This window comes from Ornithinibacillus californiensis (genome assembly GCF_001038485.1).
Lineage (GTDB): Bacteria > Bacillota > Bacilli > Bacillales > Amphibacillaceae > Ornithinibacillus > Ornithinibacillus californiensis.
Genome location: NZ_LDUE01000035.1, coordinates 14570 through 28275 on the forward strand (window position 1 = coordinate 14570; position 13706 = coordinate 28275).

A 13706-nucleotide genomic window follows, 5' to 3' on the forward strand; every position below is an offset into this window, starting at 1 on the left:
TTAGCTATCACTTGAAGTGTATTTCCAATAACCTGAAAAATCGGTTCACACACTACACGATGCTTGATGCCAAATACTCCTTTAGCAACGCCCCGACATCCACATCTTCAACCTCTTTCAAATGAACGGGTGGGGTCTGTCCCCACCCTACTTATTTGTCAAAACTAGTAAGTACATCGGAAGCCTGCAGTTTCTTCCTAGCCTCCCTCGCCCAGCTCTTTACTGCATCAATACTGACGCCTTCCCGATCTGCAATTTCCTTCTGCGACAATCCTTGAATGATATAATAATCTACCCACTTCCACTGATTGGGGGTTAGAATCTTCTTTACCTCATCCCATACCTCCGTATCATCTATCTCTATACCTTTAGCTGATAAAATTGGCGCATGACTAATCGTCGAATAGTTACCATCCTGCTTATCAATGCTTTCCTTCTGAGCATACGCCTCATTAATCTTCTGATCCCTCGACTTACTCCGAATCGTATCAATCAACCGATTCCGAATGGCAAAATTGAAGTACGTCGCCAGCGGTCCTTTGTCTGGTTGATATTTTTTATAAGCAAGCCACATCGCATAAAGCCCCTCTACATAAAACTCATTGTATGGATCCCTGATATGCAGCTTGTGTATGTGATAGTGAATTCGCTTTTCATTCTGCTTAAAAATCTCTTCAAACGTAAAATCTTTCTTTTCCATGTAACACTCCTCTACACCTTTAATTGTGCCGGCACCATTAGAATAATCTGCTTGTCCGGAGTTGTCACATCGCCTAACTTTTAGAAAAATGGCTGGAAAATTGAATTTTCTACTAGGAAAATGGAATTTTGGCAGAAAAAAGTGCTTAAAAATTGAATTTTAGAGCGGGAAATGGAAGTTAGGTGCTTTTTTATCTATGAAAAAAGTTAAGTATTTTTTACATAATTTGTAAATATCAATACGTTCGTGTGTGGTTGATTCTCGGCAACCCTATGAGAATGGGTACAAAAAGGACGTGCCCATATGGAAAAAGAACAGCTGGACTTGATTACCAAACTCTTTGGTAATGAACTTAGAAAATATAGAAAAGTTGAAAGAGATGTGACACAGGAAAGATTTTCAGAGGATACGGGACTTGGCCCTCAACACATCAGCGATATAGAGGTAGGAAAGAAGAAGCTACGTATTGAAACGCTACTAAGATTGCGTCATGCCGGGGTAGATATCAATGATATTTTTGATCGGATTATTGAGGAATTAAAAGCTAGGGATATCGATATTACTTTGAAGTAGGACAGTCTCATGAATTATATTCTTCCACTCTATGAAATAAACGAACAAACCCTAGCATTAATTCCTGTCGACCATACAGACTATCAAACAATCGCAATCGAAACGGACCGAACCTTATACATAAAGAAAACCCCTTTTGAGATTATCAAAAGGGGCTGTTTGGATAACTTTAGTACGTTTCAAGGTAGAAGAGAATCTATTACACATCTTACGGGGTATAAAAGAAAAGTGCCTATCCCAATTAGTGTTCACCGTCATATCTTTGTCTTTCCAACACATGCGTATCAGGATTGGAATTGTTGTTGGATCTTTTATCATCATGTGGAAAGTATCGTAGAGGAGAAACCAAACAGCAATCAATCCTTGATCGTGTTTAAGAATGGTAGAGAAGTTCCTGTTGATGTACCTAGGTCGGAGTTGCTTAAGCAAATGGACAGGACCAATTTGATTGTATCAATTACTAGGAGCTTCAGGAGCTAATTCACTAAAGAAGTGGTACTTTTCCATTATCTCTTTGTACGTACCTTTATCTTTGACTCTAAAGACGAAATAAGGACTGTAGCATTTTAGGTGGACAACTGTATTCAGTTCATCTAGGAAGACTTGGTCATTCATCTTGTAGAGTCTTTTGCATTTGGGGCAGCGTAGGCGGTCGAAGTCGTGGTTCATGGTTATTCCTCCTTCTTTTGTTCTTTTATCAATAATTCAATAAAAATTTAAAAATTCCTTCTTAATAGAGGGGGCTTTATTTCAACGTGCTCAGGTGAGAAGCTAGTTTAATTAAAAAAAATTACTAATTTGCCACTTAATCTATGAAAAATTTCCTGTTTACCACCATAATTCATACATAAATTGGTCTCTTTTATAAAAAGTTGAAAAATCAAAAATATGAAAGGAATTTGTGGTTAGGTGTCGAATTAGATTAGTAAGATTGCGATACCCTGGAAGTAGAATTCACCGAGATTTACAGGTGTTATCGCAAAAATTTTTGAGAATGTTAGAGAGGAGGATGTAAAATGCTGAAGAAACTGAATCCAGAAAAATCATTTGATGAACTCACAGAAGAGGAAATTCTTCAATATCCCGGGGACTCATATGAGGAAAGAGAAGTTCATGCATACTTAGATCCTTTTAGGCCGAGGAAGAAGTATGAATGGGAAGAGGATTGAGAAATACTAACCCAAGTGGCTATTAGGTTTTTTTAACAGGGTGTGTGAATGTGGAAGAAGAGTAACTAGGGATGTAGCTTGAGATTAGTGAATAGGCTGTCTTGTTGACAGCCTGTTTTTAGTTTTTCTACCTTTTGTTTTACTAATTGTGGTACGGTTCACCGTACCGGTTTGTAGGGTAAAATAACTTACAAAAATCAGCCTACTATATCAAAGTTCGGTACTTTCATATTATAATTGGATTATAAAAACTTAGAGGAGAAGATTGATGTTTGGTACTATAATACAAGATGCTTATAAGGAAAATGAAAAAGATGATCTAGCCTATGCTATTAATGATATTTGTAATCCCAATGACAATAATGGTTGGGCCTCTGCAGGTATCTACTGCTTTTGGAATTACCAAACCCGTGAAATTCTGTACATCGGACTAGCTAGAGACCTGTCAGAAAGATTTAAACAACATAACGGTTTAATCACCATTGATCCAAAGGGATGCAAAGTTGAAAATATTAATGAATATTTCAAGGAAAATGAGAAAATGGGATACTCTATTTTCGTTCAATCTTCACATCACCAGCCTGTTACTAGTAGAAATATTTTTGATTTATTCTGTAAAGACCCTGAATTGGTAAATGTTAGGGACTATGACGACGAACCTGTTAAACAAGATTATATTATGACTGAAGGAATATTGATTGAGGCGTATAAAAAAATGTTTAACACTATTCCACCTTGGAATAAAATTGCCGGATCCAAGAAAGGGCAATTGGCAAGTACTATTGGAAACTATGAAATTGTTAGAATTTTTTCAAGTCAGGATCCTTCTCCCTTACTTTCAAGATACTCAATACGGGAAATATCTAGTAATCCAACTTACGAACGTTATGAACTCTTTCTTCATACTGCAAGACAACAAATGCTTACAACCGGTATTACTTTTATAGATGCAATAAATTTTTCTAGAAGTTTTGATATGCTTGAGACATATGAAGAATTATTTAATGTAGAATATTTTAATAAGATATTAGACATATAATAAAAAGGGTAGGATTCATTATTTTATGAACCCTACCCTCTAAACTCGATAGCTAGATTTTCATATCTTTATAAAAGTTCACCCCGCACTTATAAAGCGGTTTGTATAACCTAATGCGTAAAATGTTACTTTTCATAATCCATGTCCACTTGAATACCAAGTAATTTACTTTCTTCTGATTCATCAGTTAACTCTAATATTATATTATCCTCTATAACCTTTTGATAATCATCCGTTTCCATTAAATCTTTAAATGACAATAATGTATCTTCGTTAACACTAGCGATATATTGAAAATTATTTTTACTAGATTTATTATATGCTAAATTAAATAGGGTACACCTCTGTCTCGGATCCATATTGCTATATAATCTACTATCATGAAATAAGAACTTCATATTGTGATTTTGTTGTAGTAAAAGTAAAGTCATATCGAAACAAAAAATTTTAACTTCATTTACCCCATCAGATGAATCGTCTTGTATCTTAGCGGTTATATTGTACCTTAGAGTATTTTCTCCTTCATTATTTTCTATCGTTATACCACCTGGCTTATTATAAAACTCTTTAGCTAACTCCCGGAAAGTTTGCATAATTCGTTCAAGTAAATCATCTATCCCTTCCAGATATTCATCCGTTAATTGGTCTTGTGTGGTAAACTCAGTTTGCAAGGCTTTTACTTTTTTCTTATAGGCTTTAAGGATTTCTTGATACTCCTCAAGCTTTTCATGCTTTATTTTCAAAGCGCTGAGTTTATTATTTATTGAAATATATTCGTCTAATGCTTTATGGGTATCTAAATAACCTAGGAATCCGTCTATTTCATTCCCTATTTGTTTTATCTGATTATTAATATCGGATAGCTGTGTTTTTTTCTTATTTAATTCCTTGTATAATCTATTTTTCCTTGATTGTAATAAATCCTCATGAAAACTAACTGTTTTCTCAATTTCATTAGCGATCATCTCAGGAATTTCCCTTTCCGCATTCCTATATAATTCCATAACCTTTTTTACGGATAAATCAGGCTTTATTTCCAACGATTTGTTAATGCTTCTAATAGCATTATTTATAATAACCCTTTTGTTCTCCAAACTTGCCTTTTTAAACTTAGCGTTGTCTGCTTCCTTTTCAATCTCATGATAATTATCGGATATTTTTAAGTTACCTATTTCATCCTCAAGTTTATTAATTTCCTCCTCTAAATCTAAAATCTCTATCTCCGCATCTTCATTATTATCAAAATAACCCTTTAAAGTAGAATCATTTTCAATGTTTTTTGCTAAATCCTTTGTTGACTTATGCTCATCTCTTATTCGCTTTTTGTTTTCAACAAGGCCAATATCCAATCCTAAAAGAAAAGAATTATTTAACAATTTACTGTAGTCCTGTTCTTTCTTTACAAAAGTGTCATAATGAGAATAACATTCTCGATCTCTTCTTATAAAACGAGGGAAAAGTGTGTTAAAGGTTAGGCTCTTAATTGGTGATTTAATATTAAATGCCTTGGGTAGTAATTCATTACGAAATGAAGTCAGCGTATGTTTCTCATCATTAATATATAATTCATTTTGTTTAGAGGTACTACGATGTAAAGAGTATTTTTCTCCATTAAGTTCAATATCTAGTCTGAACTCCCAACCTGGAATTTTATCCTCAAAAACCTTTATTTTATTTGACCCTAAACAAAAATGAATCAGGTATATAATTAAAGATTTACCAACTCCATTATATGTATTCCTATTGTCCGAATTATTTGGATTAGCTTGACGACCAACAATCAAATTCAGTCCATCCTTAAACTTAACCTCATGGAAGCTGTTCATATTGGAAGATAGCTTTATTAGTCGCATCTTATAAGACGCCCCCCTTTATCTGTATCAAGCAAACCTATAATATATAAGTAATCAAGAGCTAATATAAAATTATCAAAACTGTGTTGTGTAGGAAATGAGTTAGACTCAACACTCTCAATAAAATCCTCCCATAACCTATCAACATTTTTTGGAGTATCTAACAACCCTAATATAAATCCTCCCAATCCAAAAAGAGATTCTGATAATTTAATGTGCTTTTGTGGTAGTATCATAAAATATTCACACCTTTGGGTTCCTCAAAAATATCACATGATTCAAAGTAATGTGCCATCAAAACTAAAACAGTATCTTGGACAGCTTTAGTATGCTTTGGACAACTCTTTTCTAAAATATAATAAAAACGTTTGTCTGCACAATACTCTTCATCATCCGGTATCTCTTGCTTCGCCACCAAGTACATTTCGCTAAACTTTTGCTTTAATTCCTGTCTTACATAATCGCTATTTTTCGAAAAATAATCTTCTAAGAAACCTTCACTATAACTTCCAGATACCAACATATCATTTATTTCGTTACTTAAACCATTAAACTCAATCTTTTCATAGAAGTCAGGAACTACCATCTTACTTTCGGAGGTAAATGTAACAGGCGAATTCATAATAAACTCAATTACTTCATTTAGTATATTAAAATCTAGCAAACCTATATTAGCATCTGGTAAAAATCCTATCACATCATAAACATCTTCCAATTGTAGATTCATAAGTACGTCTTCCAAATCTGCTGCAGAAAATAATTTACATTCTATCTCTTTATTTTCATTATCTAATTTAATCATTTCTTGAATAAGTGGTGCAGGAGTCCCCTTATATTTGTCATTAACTACAAAATAGAAATGCTTTATTGGACATATTGAGTCCCATTGCTTTTTAAGGCCTTCAAAATCACTTCTTAACTTTGATACTGCATCATTTATTGTTTTCTTTTTACTTGAATCTTCCGGGCCAAACACTTGATAATATGTACCTGTTTGTTTGTCAAATCCATCATTCTTCATATCGCCAACATTACCGTATGCTTTAACTAATTCAAAATTTTTATTACTCTTTCTCATTATCTTAGTGAAGAGGTTCTCGAATGCTTGGCCATCACTCTCATGTATAACTAATTTAAATCTCATTCTAATAATATATGTATTGTTAATACTCAATAATATCCCTCCTTTAGCTTGTAATTATTAAAATCAGGATCTTACCATTTTATTTTTTAATATGTAAATAGCCCTAGTATTTTACTATATATATTACTAGGGCAAAACTCTTATTCTATTCTACCAAATTATTTCATTTATTCATACTTGAGTAGGGGACAGGCAATAATTATGTCAAGGTCTCTAAAGAATAGTTCTAATAACAGCCTTCTTTCCAGCTGCTTACTAACAATTTCTGCACGATTTTGAAAGAAACTCTTAATTAACCCAGATCACATAAGATAGCCTCTATCTGCACTAAAACATCCATTTTCGATGACATTTTGGGTCTGGCCCCCCTCATCTTACTTAACTTTCCTTGACACCTTTAATGCAATACCACCAGCAACTGCTAATACACTTAGGCCGGCTGACCCGCCATTTTTAATGCCTTTACCAATACATTCTTTACAAATGAATCCGTAATTAGCGAGATTTGAACAACTCTTTACCTTGCACAGTCTATAAATATTATTGCAAGACTCACATTCATATTTTTCCTGTTCTTTTTCTATAAATCTGCTTCTTCTTTTACAATATGGACAATTCAATTCAGTCATTGTTTATGTCTCCCATTAATAATTGTGTATCGACATCATAAGAAATTTGAATCTCTTCAAATTGTGAAACAAGTCTTTTATGCATGTTTTTAACTTCATCTACTTTAATATCGTTCGAATTTATTTCTTGTAATAAAGTTGTAGGTAACTTTCTGTTTTTTAGCTTTTCAGCAATATGTAAAAGAGAAACATCATCATTGATACTAATCCCATCAACATTCAGCAAATATATTAAATTGGAAACTAGTTCGGTCGAATAGTAGTTTATTTTAGTTTCAATCTTCCTATAATATTTAGAAGCATGATGATATTCATTAGTTATTTGATAACAGGTTCCTATAAGACCGAGAGTTTGGAAATATAAATCCAATAAAAAACTATACTCATGCATAAATAACTGAATTTCATCATTATACTTTTTATTGTATTCGCTCCTATATTTACTTCTCCACTCCCAAACCTTCAACCCATCTATGAAATTCAATATAGGTTTATATTCTACTTTTCTACTTAATACTTCTTCGATAGTTTCCTCAAAAAAGTCGGATAAAAACATCAAATCTTTAATGCAGTCATTAATCCTAACCATGGCATTCTTGTTGGGAAGTGATTCAATAGCTTCTTCAATAACTGAATTTATACTATGCACCTTAGAAACTTTTTCTTTCCATAAAAACTGACCAAGTTGAGCTATTTTTTCATGTATAACATCGAGTTTTTTTGAGATTTCAGCCATTTGTAGTTGCCCTGATAAGCTGGCGATGTTTCTAGAAATATTAGAGAGTGCGGATGGCTTATTTTTCCTGATAAGTTCTTCTGCTTTCATCTCATTAAGTTGAGCCTTTCCAACAAATCTACCAGTCTTAGCATTTCTTATCTCAAGAGAACCTTTTTTAATAGATAGGTTTCCAGCATCAATTCCATTTTGAAATTCTGGCTTTATGGTTATTTTCCATAAATTATCTAGTTTATCTTTGTTTAAAGGAAAATCGTTATTCTTAATACTCTCTTGAATAACTTTATTTACAGAATCTATTAACTCTGAAGGAACTGATACATCATTACCCTTACTATTTGAATCACTATAGATTAACTCACCGTCTATAGTATTGATAATGCTTGGGGTATTTACCAAATCACACACTCCCTCTTTAAGTGTCTAATATTTATGGAAGCAAACTTTCTTTTTTGTTTCTTACTCAGGTACATACATCTTCTGCAAAGGCAACAACGCCCTAACATCATTCGGCATATTCTCATACCACTTCACAACCAAATCTACTAACTCTTCTAGATCTACCAACCTAACAGAATTATGTCTAGCTACCGCTTCTGCTTGTGAAGTAAATCCACCGGTTGAAACAAATAGACTATTAGCATCAATTGGATTCGCCCCTAATAACTGCTGAATCTCTGGTGCAGATGCAGAAGACTTACGATGCTTTACTTGAACTTTAATAATAGGCTTTTCAAATCCAAAGGCATCTTTATAAGCCAACACATCTACTCCACCGTCAGGGCCCTTTGGACTTACCCGTACATTGTAGTCCATAGCTTGCAAAAGTCCCCCAACCAGTTCTTGCATTTGCCATGGGTCGAGTTTATCAACATTGTCTTGTACCATTACTAGCGCCTTATTAACCAAGTCTTCTATTATTTCACTTTCTTCAGCTTCATCTGTTTCCTCCGGTTCAACAAAGGGGTACTCTAATAATCTTTCAATCTCACTTCCCCAATCATCCACACGAAACACTGTTAATACCGAACCTAAACTATTCTTTGCTGCTTGTGATAGTGTGTCTCTGATAACTGTAGTATCTTCCCATTCCACCCTTATATTATTTGGATATGCGGGATCCCCTATTGAGTCATTATAAAAAGGAATTTCAGTTACAGTTCCAACCAAATATTCTCTAGTTTCTTTAAAATAAGTGATAACTCTATCGTCCTTCTCTATTTCTCTGCTAAAACGCCATACCTGGTTAATCCAGCTCTTTCTAGTATTAGGTTTACTATCAGCAAATACAGTATTTGCTTTAGTTAACATTTCTTCCTTTGAACGATATTGTTTAGGGTCGCCCAATTTAGGCCAACCAATGGAAGCAATACCTTTGTCCTTCCATATTGGAATTAATTCATTATTATCTCCTGCACGAATCATCCACCATTTTGTCATATAATACTCCTCCTATAATTAAAGAAAAACCCGAATCGATATTGCGCTCTTGCAAATCTCATCGGGTTATACAATCTTCTGATGCACAATGTTTTCTTTACTAAATACTTCTATATCCGATTCAAAATCGTTAATAGTTTTTTTATATTATCTATTTTATCAATTATAATAACTCATCTAATTCATTAAGAGCATTCTTTAGTTCTTTGAGGTCATCGATAGTCAGAGTTATACCCTTTCCCATTTTCTCTCTTTCAGGAGACCAATCTCTAATATCATATTTTGGCGCTCTTCCATTCCAACTTATTAGATGTAAATTAGAGGTTAGACCCCTTATTTTACTGGGCAGGGAATTAAGTTATAACTTCAGTAAACAAAAACTAGACGCTAATACTATTAGGTTTTTGTATTAAAAAGAATAAGATTCATTGGTATTTATTACAAAAGATACTTTAACAACTATCCTAATTTAAAATTAAATATTCAATTTCATAATAATATCATTTATATTTGCTTCAATTTCATCCAAAGAAATTATATACCATTCTTTCGGATTTTCGATTTTCCCATTTGCTGTTGGAACAGAGATTTGTAATTGCTTATCTGCAAATCTATGATGTATCACTGTTTCTAATTTCCGACCACTAAAGTTTTGAACTTCCCATGTTGCAACAATTCTAACAGGTGCATAAAGATAAGTGGCTTCATTTTCAGCATTACTAATACGTTCTTCTACACTCCCACTAGCAAAACCAATTTTATAAAGGTTTTGATACTTTGATATTTCAGGATTCGAGCTAAGTGATTTTACTACATAAATATAGCCAGTAGTCAGATATTCAGCAGCTCTTTCTTCAACAGTAGTTTCTCCCATAACATCACTCATTACTTCGGTTACCATTCTACCATGACGAGTGTTATCAAAGAGATTGGATGCAAATGACCTCAGTAAAATCCCTTTATTTTCAGTTCCATTTTCATAAATAAGATGTAGATTTGCGTTACGATAACCATTTTTATCTATATAATAGTCACCCATTGATAGAACATATAGCAGAATCCCATTATCTATATAAAATTTACCCGGTTTAATGTTTTTTTCAGTGTCAACAGGTATTATTTTACGAGTGCCATTTGCAATTTCTTTTTGAACAAGTTTAAATAGAGGTTCATATCGTTCAAAATGACTAGCTCGTTTCCGAACACTGTATTTGTCAGCAACATTAATTGTTCTCTTATATCTCGACAAATCAAGTAGTGAATCAACTTTGTCTTTTTTCTCAAAAAGTATGTCATCATTAAGAATATCGTCAAGAGATTCAGGACTTTTTATCGGATTTTCTAAAACTGTATTTTTACTATCAAACAAATTTAGTTCATCTATCACAGCTAGCTTCTTTATCATTTCTGGCTTATCCCGATAGCCCTTTAGTCTGGAATATAATTTTCTTTCAGGCATATTACGAGTTTTTTGAGGTTCTTTTCCATCGTGATTTTTTATCCAATCAATAATCTCTTGAAACTTTTCAAAATCCGGGTCAATTCGCTTCACTTCCTTTTTAGGAGATTCAGCTATTAGTTCATCAAAAATTGGATCCGAAAAAATATCATCAAGAGTACGCTTATCCATTCTGTCTCTCTCTCCTTAGTTGTTCTAAACGTAATAAAGCATACGCTAATCTTTGCTCGTATTGGTCTGAACTAGACTTATCTGGAATTCTTCCATTTTCATTTTTAAATTGAACAATTTGAGGATACAACATAATTAATTCATCTTCAGAAAAGGTAAATTTTATACCATCCATATAATCTTGAATAAATCGTAATGTTGGTGCATCTATTTCTTTTGAAATAACCTCATAAGCGCGTTGGAAAGGATTCACTTCATCAATTAAATCAATGGCAATATCATCAATATTGATAAATTTATTAGCCATTTTTAGGAATTGATTTCCGCCAGTTCCTTCTTCACGCTCAGCAGATTGAATAACAGATTGTGCAACTAAGTGCTGACGTACCTCCTCAGTCTCATCATTTGATAAATCAGGGTAGGTATTCATTATGACACGAGGTATAAGTTGTTTATTAATCACTTTCGCCACTACGCCAGCAGCAATAGCTTGCTGAATTTGACTATCTTGTAAAACAGTGGCTTTCAAATCATTCAAATCGTTTTGAATAATATCTTTTGAACGATTAGTACTTGGCTCTTTTAACCCTTTGATAAAAATATCTGTTCCTTTTGATTTTTGATCATCATTATCCTTACGCTTAAATTTAAAGTTTGGAGCCAATACAGATTCCATCAAAAGGCTCGCAGTTATTGCCTTCATGACATTATTAACCGCAAACATGACCTCATCATCCTGAGCATCTGGTTGAGCAATTAAATTGGTAAATTGTGCATGAGTTTTATTTGAACTATCACGAGTCACGCGACCAATAATTTGCACAATTTCAGTTAAAGAATTACGATATCCGATTGTTAAAGCATATTCTGCAAAAGGCCAGTCAAATCCCTCTTTTGCCATACCAAGTGCAATAATAATATCTAAGTCATCGAGTTTAGACATATTTCTGATATATTCTTGAACCTTTTCACGACCATCCTCATTAACTAAATCAGCAATTTTTAATACTCGTCCTGTTTCTTCAGTTACTAGCCAAAGTCCTGTATTTTCATCAAATTTTGCATCACCTAATTCTTCTAAAATACGATCAACTTCATCGTATTTATCTTTAGTTGATTCACCTGAATTAACATTTGGAATATGAATAATTGTTTTCTTTGAAGTATCTAAAACCTCTGAAAGTGCATCTGTATAACGACCTCTATAGAAGCTATAGCCCATTGCGAAACTTTTTAAATACTTGTAACCCTCAAGTTGTTCGTAATAAGTATAAGTTACCTTATCAAACTTTTGCTCATCAGCTGGTTCAAGAATCCGGATTGAATCACCGCGAAAGTAAGATCCAGTCATAGCGACGATATGGGCAGAAGAATTACCCATAATATTACGCAACGCATTACCAAGGACAGAATTATCATCTTGTGATACATGATGAAATTCATCAATGGCAAGTAAAACATTGTTAAAGTCCGATTCATTCAAATTTTCAAAAGCAAAACGTAAAGTTGCATGAGTACACACCATAATATTATCCTCTGAGTCTGTAGAACGAATAAAATCAACAAACTGTGACACTTTACTTTTACTCGACCCACGATCCGTGAGATTATTTTTTGCATTAATAACCCAATCCGTAAAGAAGCCGAATTTTGCTAACGCTGTGGTTTGAAAAGATTTTCCAATTGAACGTTCTGGAACCGCTATAATTACTTTTTTTATATCTTGATTTGTAAGCTTATCCAAAGCTACAAACATTAATGCGCGTGACTTACCTGAAGCAGGAGGAGCTTTAACTAATAGATATTGTGATGCACGTTTCTCATATACACGCGCCTGCATCTCACGCATACCTAATTTATTTATATTTTGGCTTTGTCCAGTACCATTATAATTAATTTCAAAAATGTTAGATGTCATTTTTTATCCTCACTTACCATTTCTTGATAAAGTTTTAACAATACACTCAAACGTTCCTCATCAGATTTGAATGGTTCTTGCTTGTAAGCACGTTCCACAATACCATCAATTTTTTCATGTGCTTTGCGTAATCTAGCGTTCATTGGTTTATTCGCACCTCCATAAAGCTCAGCGAGAGTACCCCCTTCTTCTTCACGGACATCTAGCATTTCTAAAACGGCTTCTTCAAGGGTATTTTTACGATTTGTTGAGAGCTTAGGAATTGGGAAAGTATTATAAACCATTCCTGCAGAATAGCGATACCTTGTTTCCAGTTTGCCACCAACTGCGCGAAGCCAAGTCATATGCATTCGAGATTCTAAGATACCGAGGAGCCAAATTGGGGCGTCGTATATCACATAGTTAGCATTTGTTGGCACTGTATTTTCATCAATAAATACCGCAGGTAAATAATCTCGTTTTTCTGAGTTAATTACCGGCAATATAATTGCTGGCTTTGCTTGATATCTATCTTCTGCGAATTTCCAAGGTTTATTTTCCGCTCTCTTTGTCCCAACACGCTTACTCTGACTTCTAAAAGCCTTAACTTTATCAATTCTCTCCTTTATTAGAGGAACATTTACAGCATCATCTACTTCACTATCTTCAATCCATAACGCATAAGTATAAGTACCTTTTACTAAATTATCGGCGTTTACACATTTTTTCAAATATTTTTCTGCACTTGGATATTTTTCTACAAGATTATTTCTCTCAGCAATGGATAAAATAAGATTATTATCCCCATATTCAGAACTCCCAACGTTCATTTGATACGGAAGCTCAGAATTAGGATTTTTTGATTTCTTAATATTAAAACTATCACCAGACTCTAA

General features: G+C 33.6%; 14 protein-coding genes. 4 read left to right on the forward strand and 10 right to left on the reverse strand.

Annotated features, from left to right (window positions below):
• Window positions 1–151: 151 nt before the first annotated feature.
• Complete coding sequence (locus TE34_RS07920; protein ID WP_047984284.1) at window positions 152–700, reverse strand: sigma-70 family RNA polymerase sigma factor; 549 nt, start codon at window positions 698–700, stop codon at window positions 152–154.
• A 303-nt stretch (window positions 701–1003) separates the two neighbouring features.
• Here TE34_RS07920 and TE34_RS07925 point away from each other — a divergent pair, with 303 nt between their 5' ends.
• The 4 genes from TE34_RS07925 (at window position 1004) to TE34_RS07940 (ending at window position 3481) form a co-directional block, all read left to right on the forward strand.
• Complete coding sequence (locus TE34_RS07925) at window positions 1004–1273, forward strand: helix-turn-helix domain-containing protein (RefSeq protein WP_047984285.1); 270 nt, start codon at window positions 1004–1006, stop codon at window positions 1271–1273.
• Between the two features lie 9 nt (window positions 1274–1282).
• Entirely contained in the window at window positions 1283–1753 is a 471-nt protein-coding gene (locus TE34_RS07930; protein WP_047984286.1) for a competence protein ComK, read from the forward strand.
• A gap of 536 nt (window positions 1754–2289) precedes the next feature.
• A complete protein-coding gene (locus TE34_RS21005; RefSeq protein WP_157037599.1) occupies window positions 2290–2442 on the forward strand; it encodes a hypothetical protein in 153 nt (50 codons plus the stop codon).
• Window positions 2443–2710: 268 nt separating this feature from the next.
• Window positions 2711–3481, forward strand: coding sequence for a hypothetical protein (locus TE34_RS07940; protein WP_047984288.1), 771 nt, complete (start codon window positions 2711–2713; stop codon window positions 3479–3481).
• A 125-nt stretch (window positions 3482–3606) separates the two neighbouring features.
• Here TE34_RS07940 and TE34_RS07945 read toward each other — a convergent pair whose 3' ends face one another.
• The 9 genes from TE34_RS07945 to TE34_RS21720 all read right to left on the reverse strand — a co-directional run bounded on the left by TE34_RS07945 (window position 3607) and on the right by TE34_RS21720 (window position 13640).
• Complete coding sequence (locus TE34_RS07945; protein WP_162200018.1) at window positions 3607–5265, reverse strand: DUF2326 domain-containing protein; 1659 nt, start codon at window positions 5263–5265, stop codon at window positions 3607–3609.
• 59 nt (window positions 5266–5324) lie between these two features.
• Entirely contained in the window at window positions 5325–5570 is a 246-nt protein-coding gene (locus TE34_RS07950) for an ABC-three component system middle component 6 (RefSeq protein ID WP_047984290.1), read from the reverse strand.
• Window positions 5567–6508: an ABC-three component system protein gene (locus TE34_RS20215; RefSeq protein WP_053075006.1), complete on the reverse strand. Its 942-nt coding sequence runs from the start codon at window positions 6506–6508 to the stop codon at window positions 5567–5569. Before TE34_RS20215 ends, TE34_RS07950 begins: the two co-directional genes overlap by 4 nt.
• Before the next feature lie 591 nt (window positions 6509–7099).
• Window positions 7100–8242: a hypothetical protein gene (locus TE34_RS07965; RefSeq protein WP_047984292.1), complete on the reverse strand. Its 1143-nt coding sequence runs from the start codon at window positions 8240–8242 to the stop codon at window positions 7100–7102.
• Between the two features lie 60 nt (window positions 8243–8302).
• Window positions 8303–9283, reverse strand: a complete 981-nt coding sequence (locus tag TE34_RS07970; protein ID WP_047984293.1) for a restriction endonuclease — start codon at window positions 9281–9283, stop codon at window positions 8303–8305.
• Between the two features lie 163 nt (window positions 9284–9446).
• A complete protein-coding gene (locus tag TE34_RS20620) occupies window positions 9447–9632 on the reverse strand; it encodes a YdbC family protein (protein WP_084710658.1) in 186 nt (61 codons plus the stop codon).
• Window positions 9633–9758: 126 nt separating this feature from the next.
• Window positions 9759–10913 (reverse strand): GIY-YIG nuclease family protein, encoded by a 1155-nt coding sequence (locus TE34_RS07975; protein WP_047984294.1) that lies wholly within the window; start codon window positions 10911–10913, stop codon window positions 9759–9761.
• Window positions 10906–12831, reverse strand: a complete 1926-nt coding sequence (locus TE34_RS07980) for a DEAD/DEAH box helicase (RefSeq protein ID WP_047984295.1) — start codon at window positions 12829–12831, stop codon at window positions 10906–10908. The genes TE34_RS07975 and TE34_RS07980 overlap by 8 nt, the downstream gene beginning before the upstream one ends.
• Window positions 12828–13640, reverse strand: coding sequence for a type IIL restriction-modification enzyme MmeI (locus tag TE34_RS21720; protein WP_407944357.1), 813 nt, complete (start codon window positions 13638–13640; stop codon window positions 12828–12830). The genes TE34_RS07980 and TE34_RS21720 overlap by 4 nt, the downstream gene beginning before the upstream one ends.
• Between the last annotated feature and the right edge of the window lie 66 nt (window positions 13641–13706).

What these genes read in the sequence shown, in the direction of transcription:
- TE34_RS21720 (WP_407944357.1), bottom strand. Translation starts at nt 13,640, where the DNA reads ATGAACGTTGGGAGTTCTGAATATGGGGATAATAATCTTATTTTATCC.
- TE34_RS21005 (WP_157037599.1), top strand. Translation starts at nt 2,290, where the DNA reads ATGCTGAAGAAACTGAATCCAGAAAAATCATTTGATGAACTCACAGAA.
- TE34_RS07920 (WP_047984284.1), bottom strand. Translation starts at nt 700, where the DNA reads ATGGAAAAGAAAGATTTTACGTTTGAAGAGATTTTTAAGCAGAATGAA.
- TE34_RS07975 (WP_047984294.1), bottom strand. Translation starts at nt 10,913, where the DNA reads ATGGATAAGCGTACTCTTGATGATATTTTTTCGGATCCAATTTTTGAT.
- TE34_RS07980 (WP_047984295.1), bottom strand. Translation starts at nt 12,831, where the DNA reads ATGACATCTAACATTTTTGAAATTAATTATAATGGTACTGGACAAAGC.
- TE34_RS07930 (WP_047984286.1), top strand. Translation starts at nt 1,283, where the DNA reads ATGAATTATATTCTTCCACTCTATGAAATAAACGAACAAACCCTAGCA.
- TE34_RS07950 (WP_047984290.1), bottom strand. Translation starts at nt 5,570, where the DNA reads ATGATACTACCACAAAAGCACATTAAATTATCAGAATCTCTTTTTGGA.
- TE34_RS07925 (WP_047984285.1), top strand. Translation starts at nt 1,004, where the DNA reads ATGGAAAAAGAACAGCTGGACTTGATTACCAAACTCTTTGGTAATGAA.
- TE34_RS07970 (WP_047984293.1), bottom strand. Translation starts at nt 9,283, where the DNA reads ATGACAAAATGGTGGATGATTCGTGCAGGAGATAATAATGAATTAATT.
- TE34_RS07940 (WP_047984288.1), top strand. Translation starts at nt 2,711, where the DNA reads ATGTTTGGTACTATAATACAAGATGCTTATAAGGAAAATGAAAAAGAT.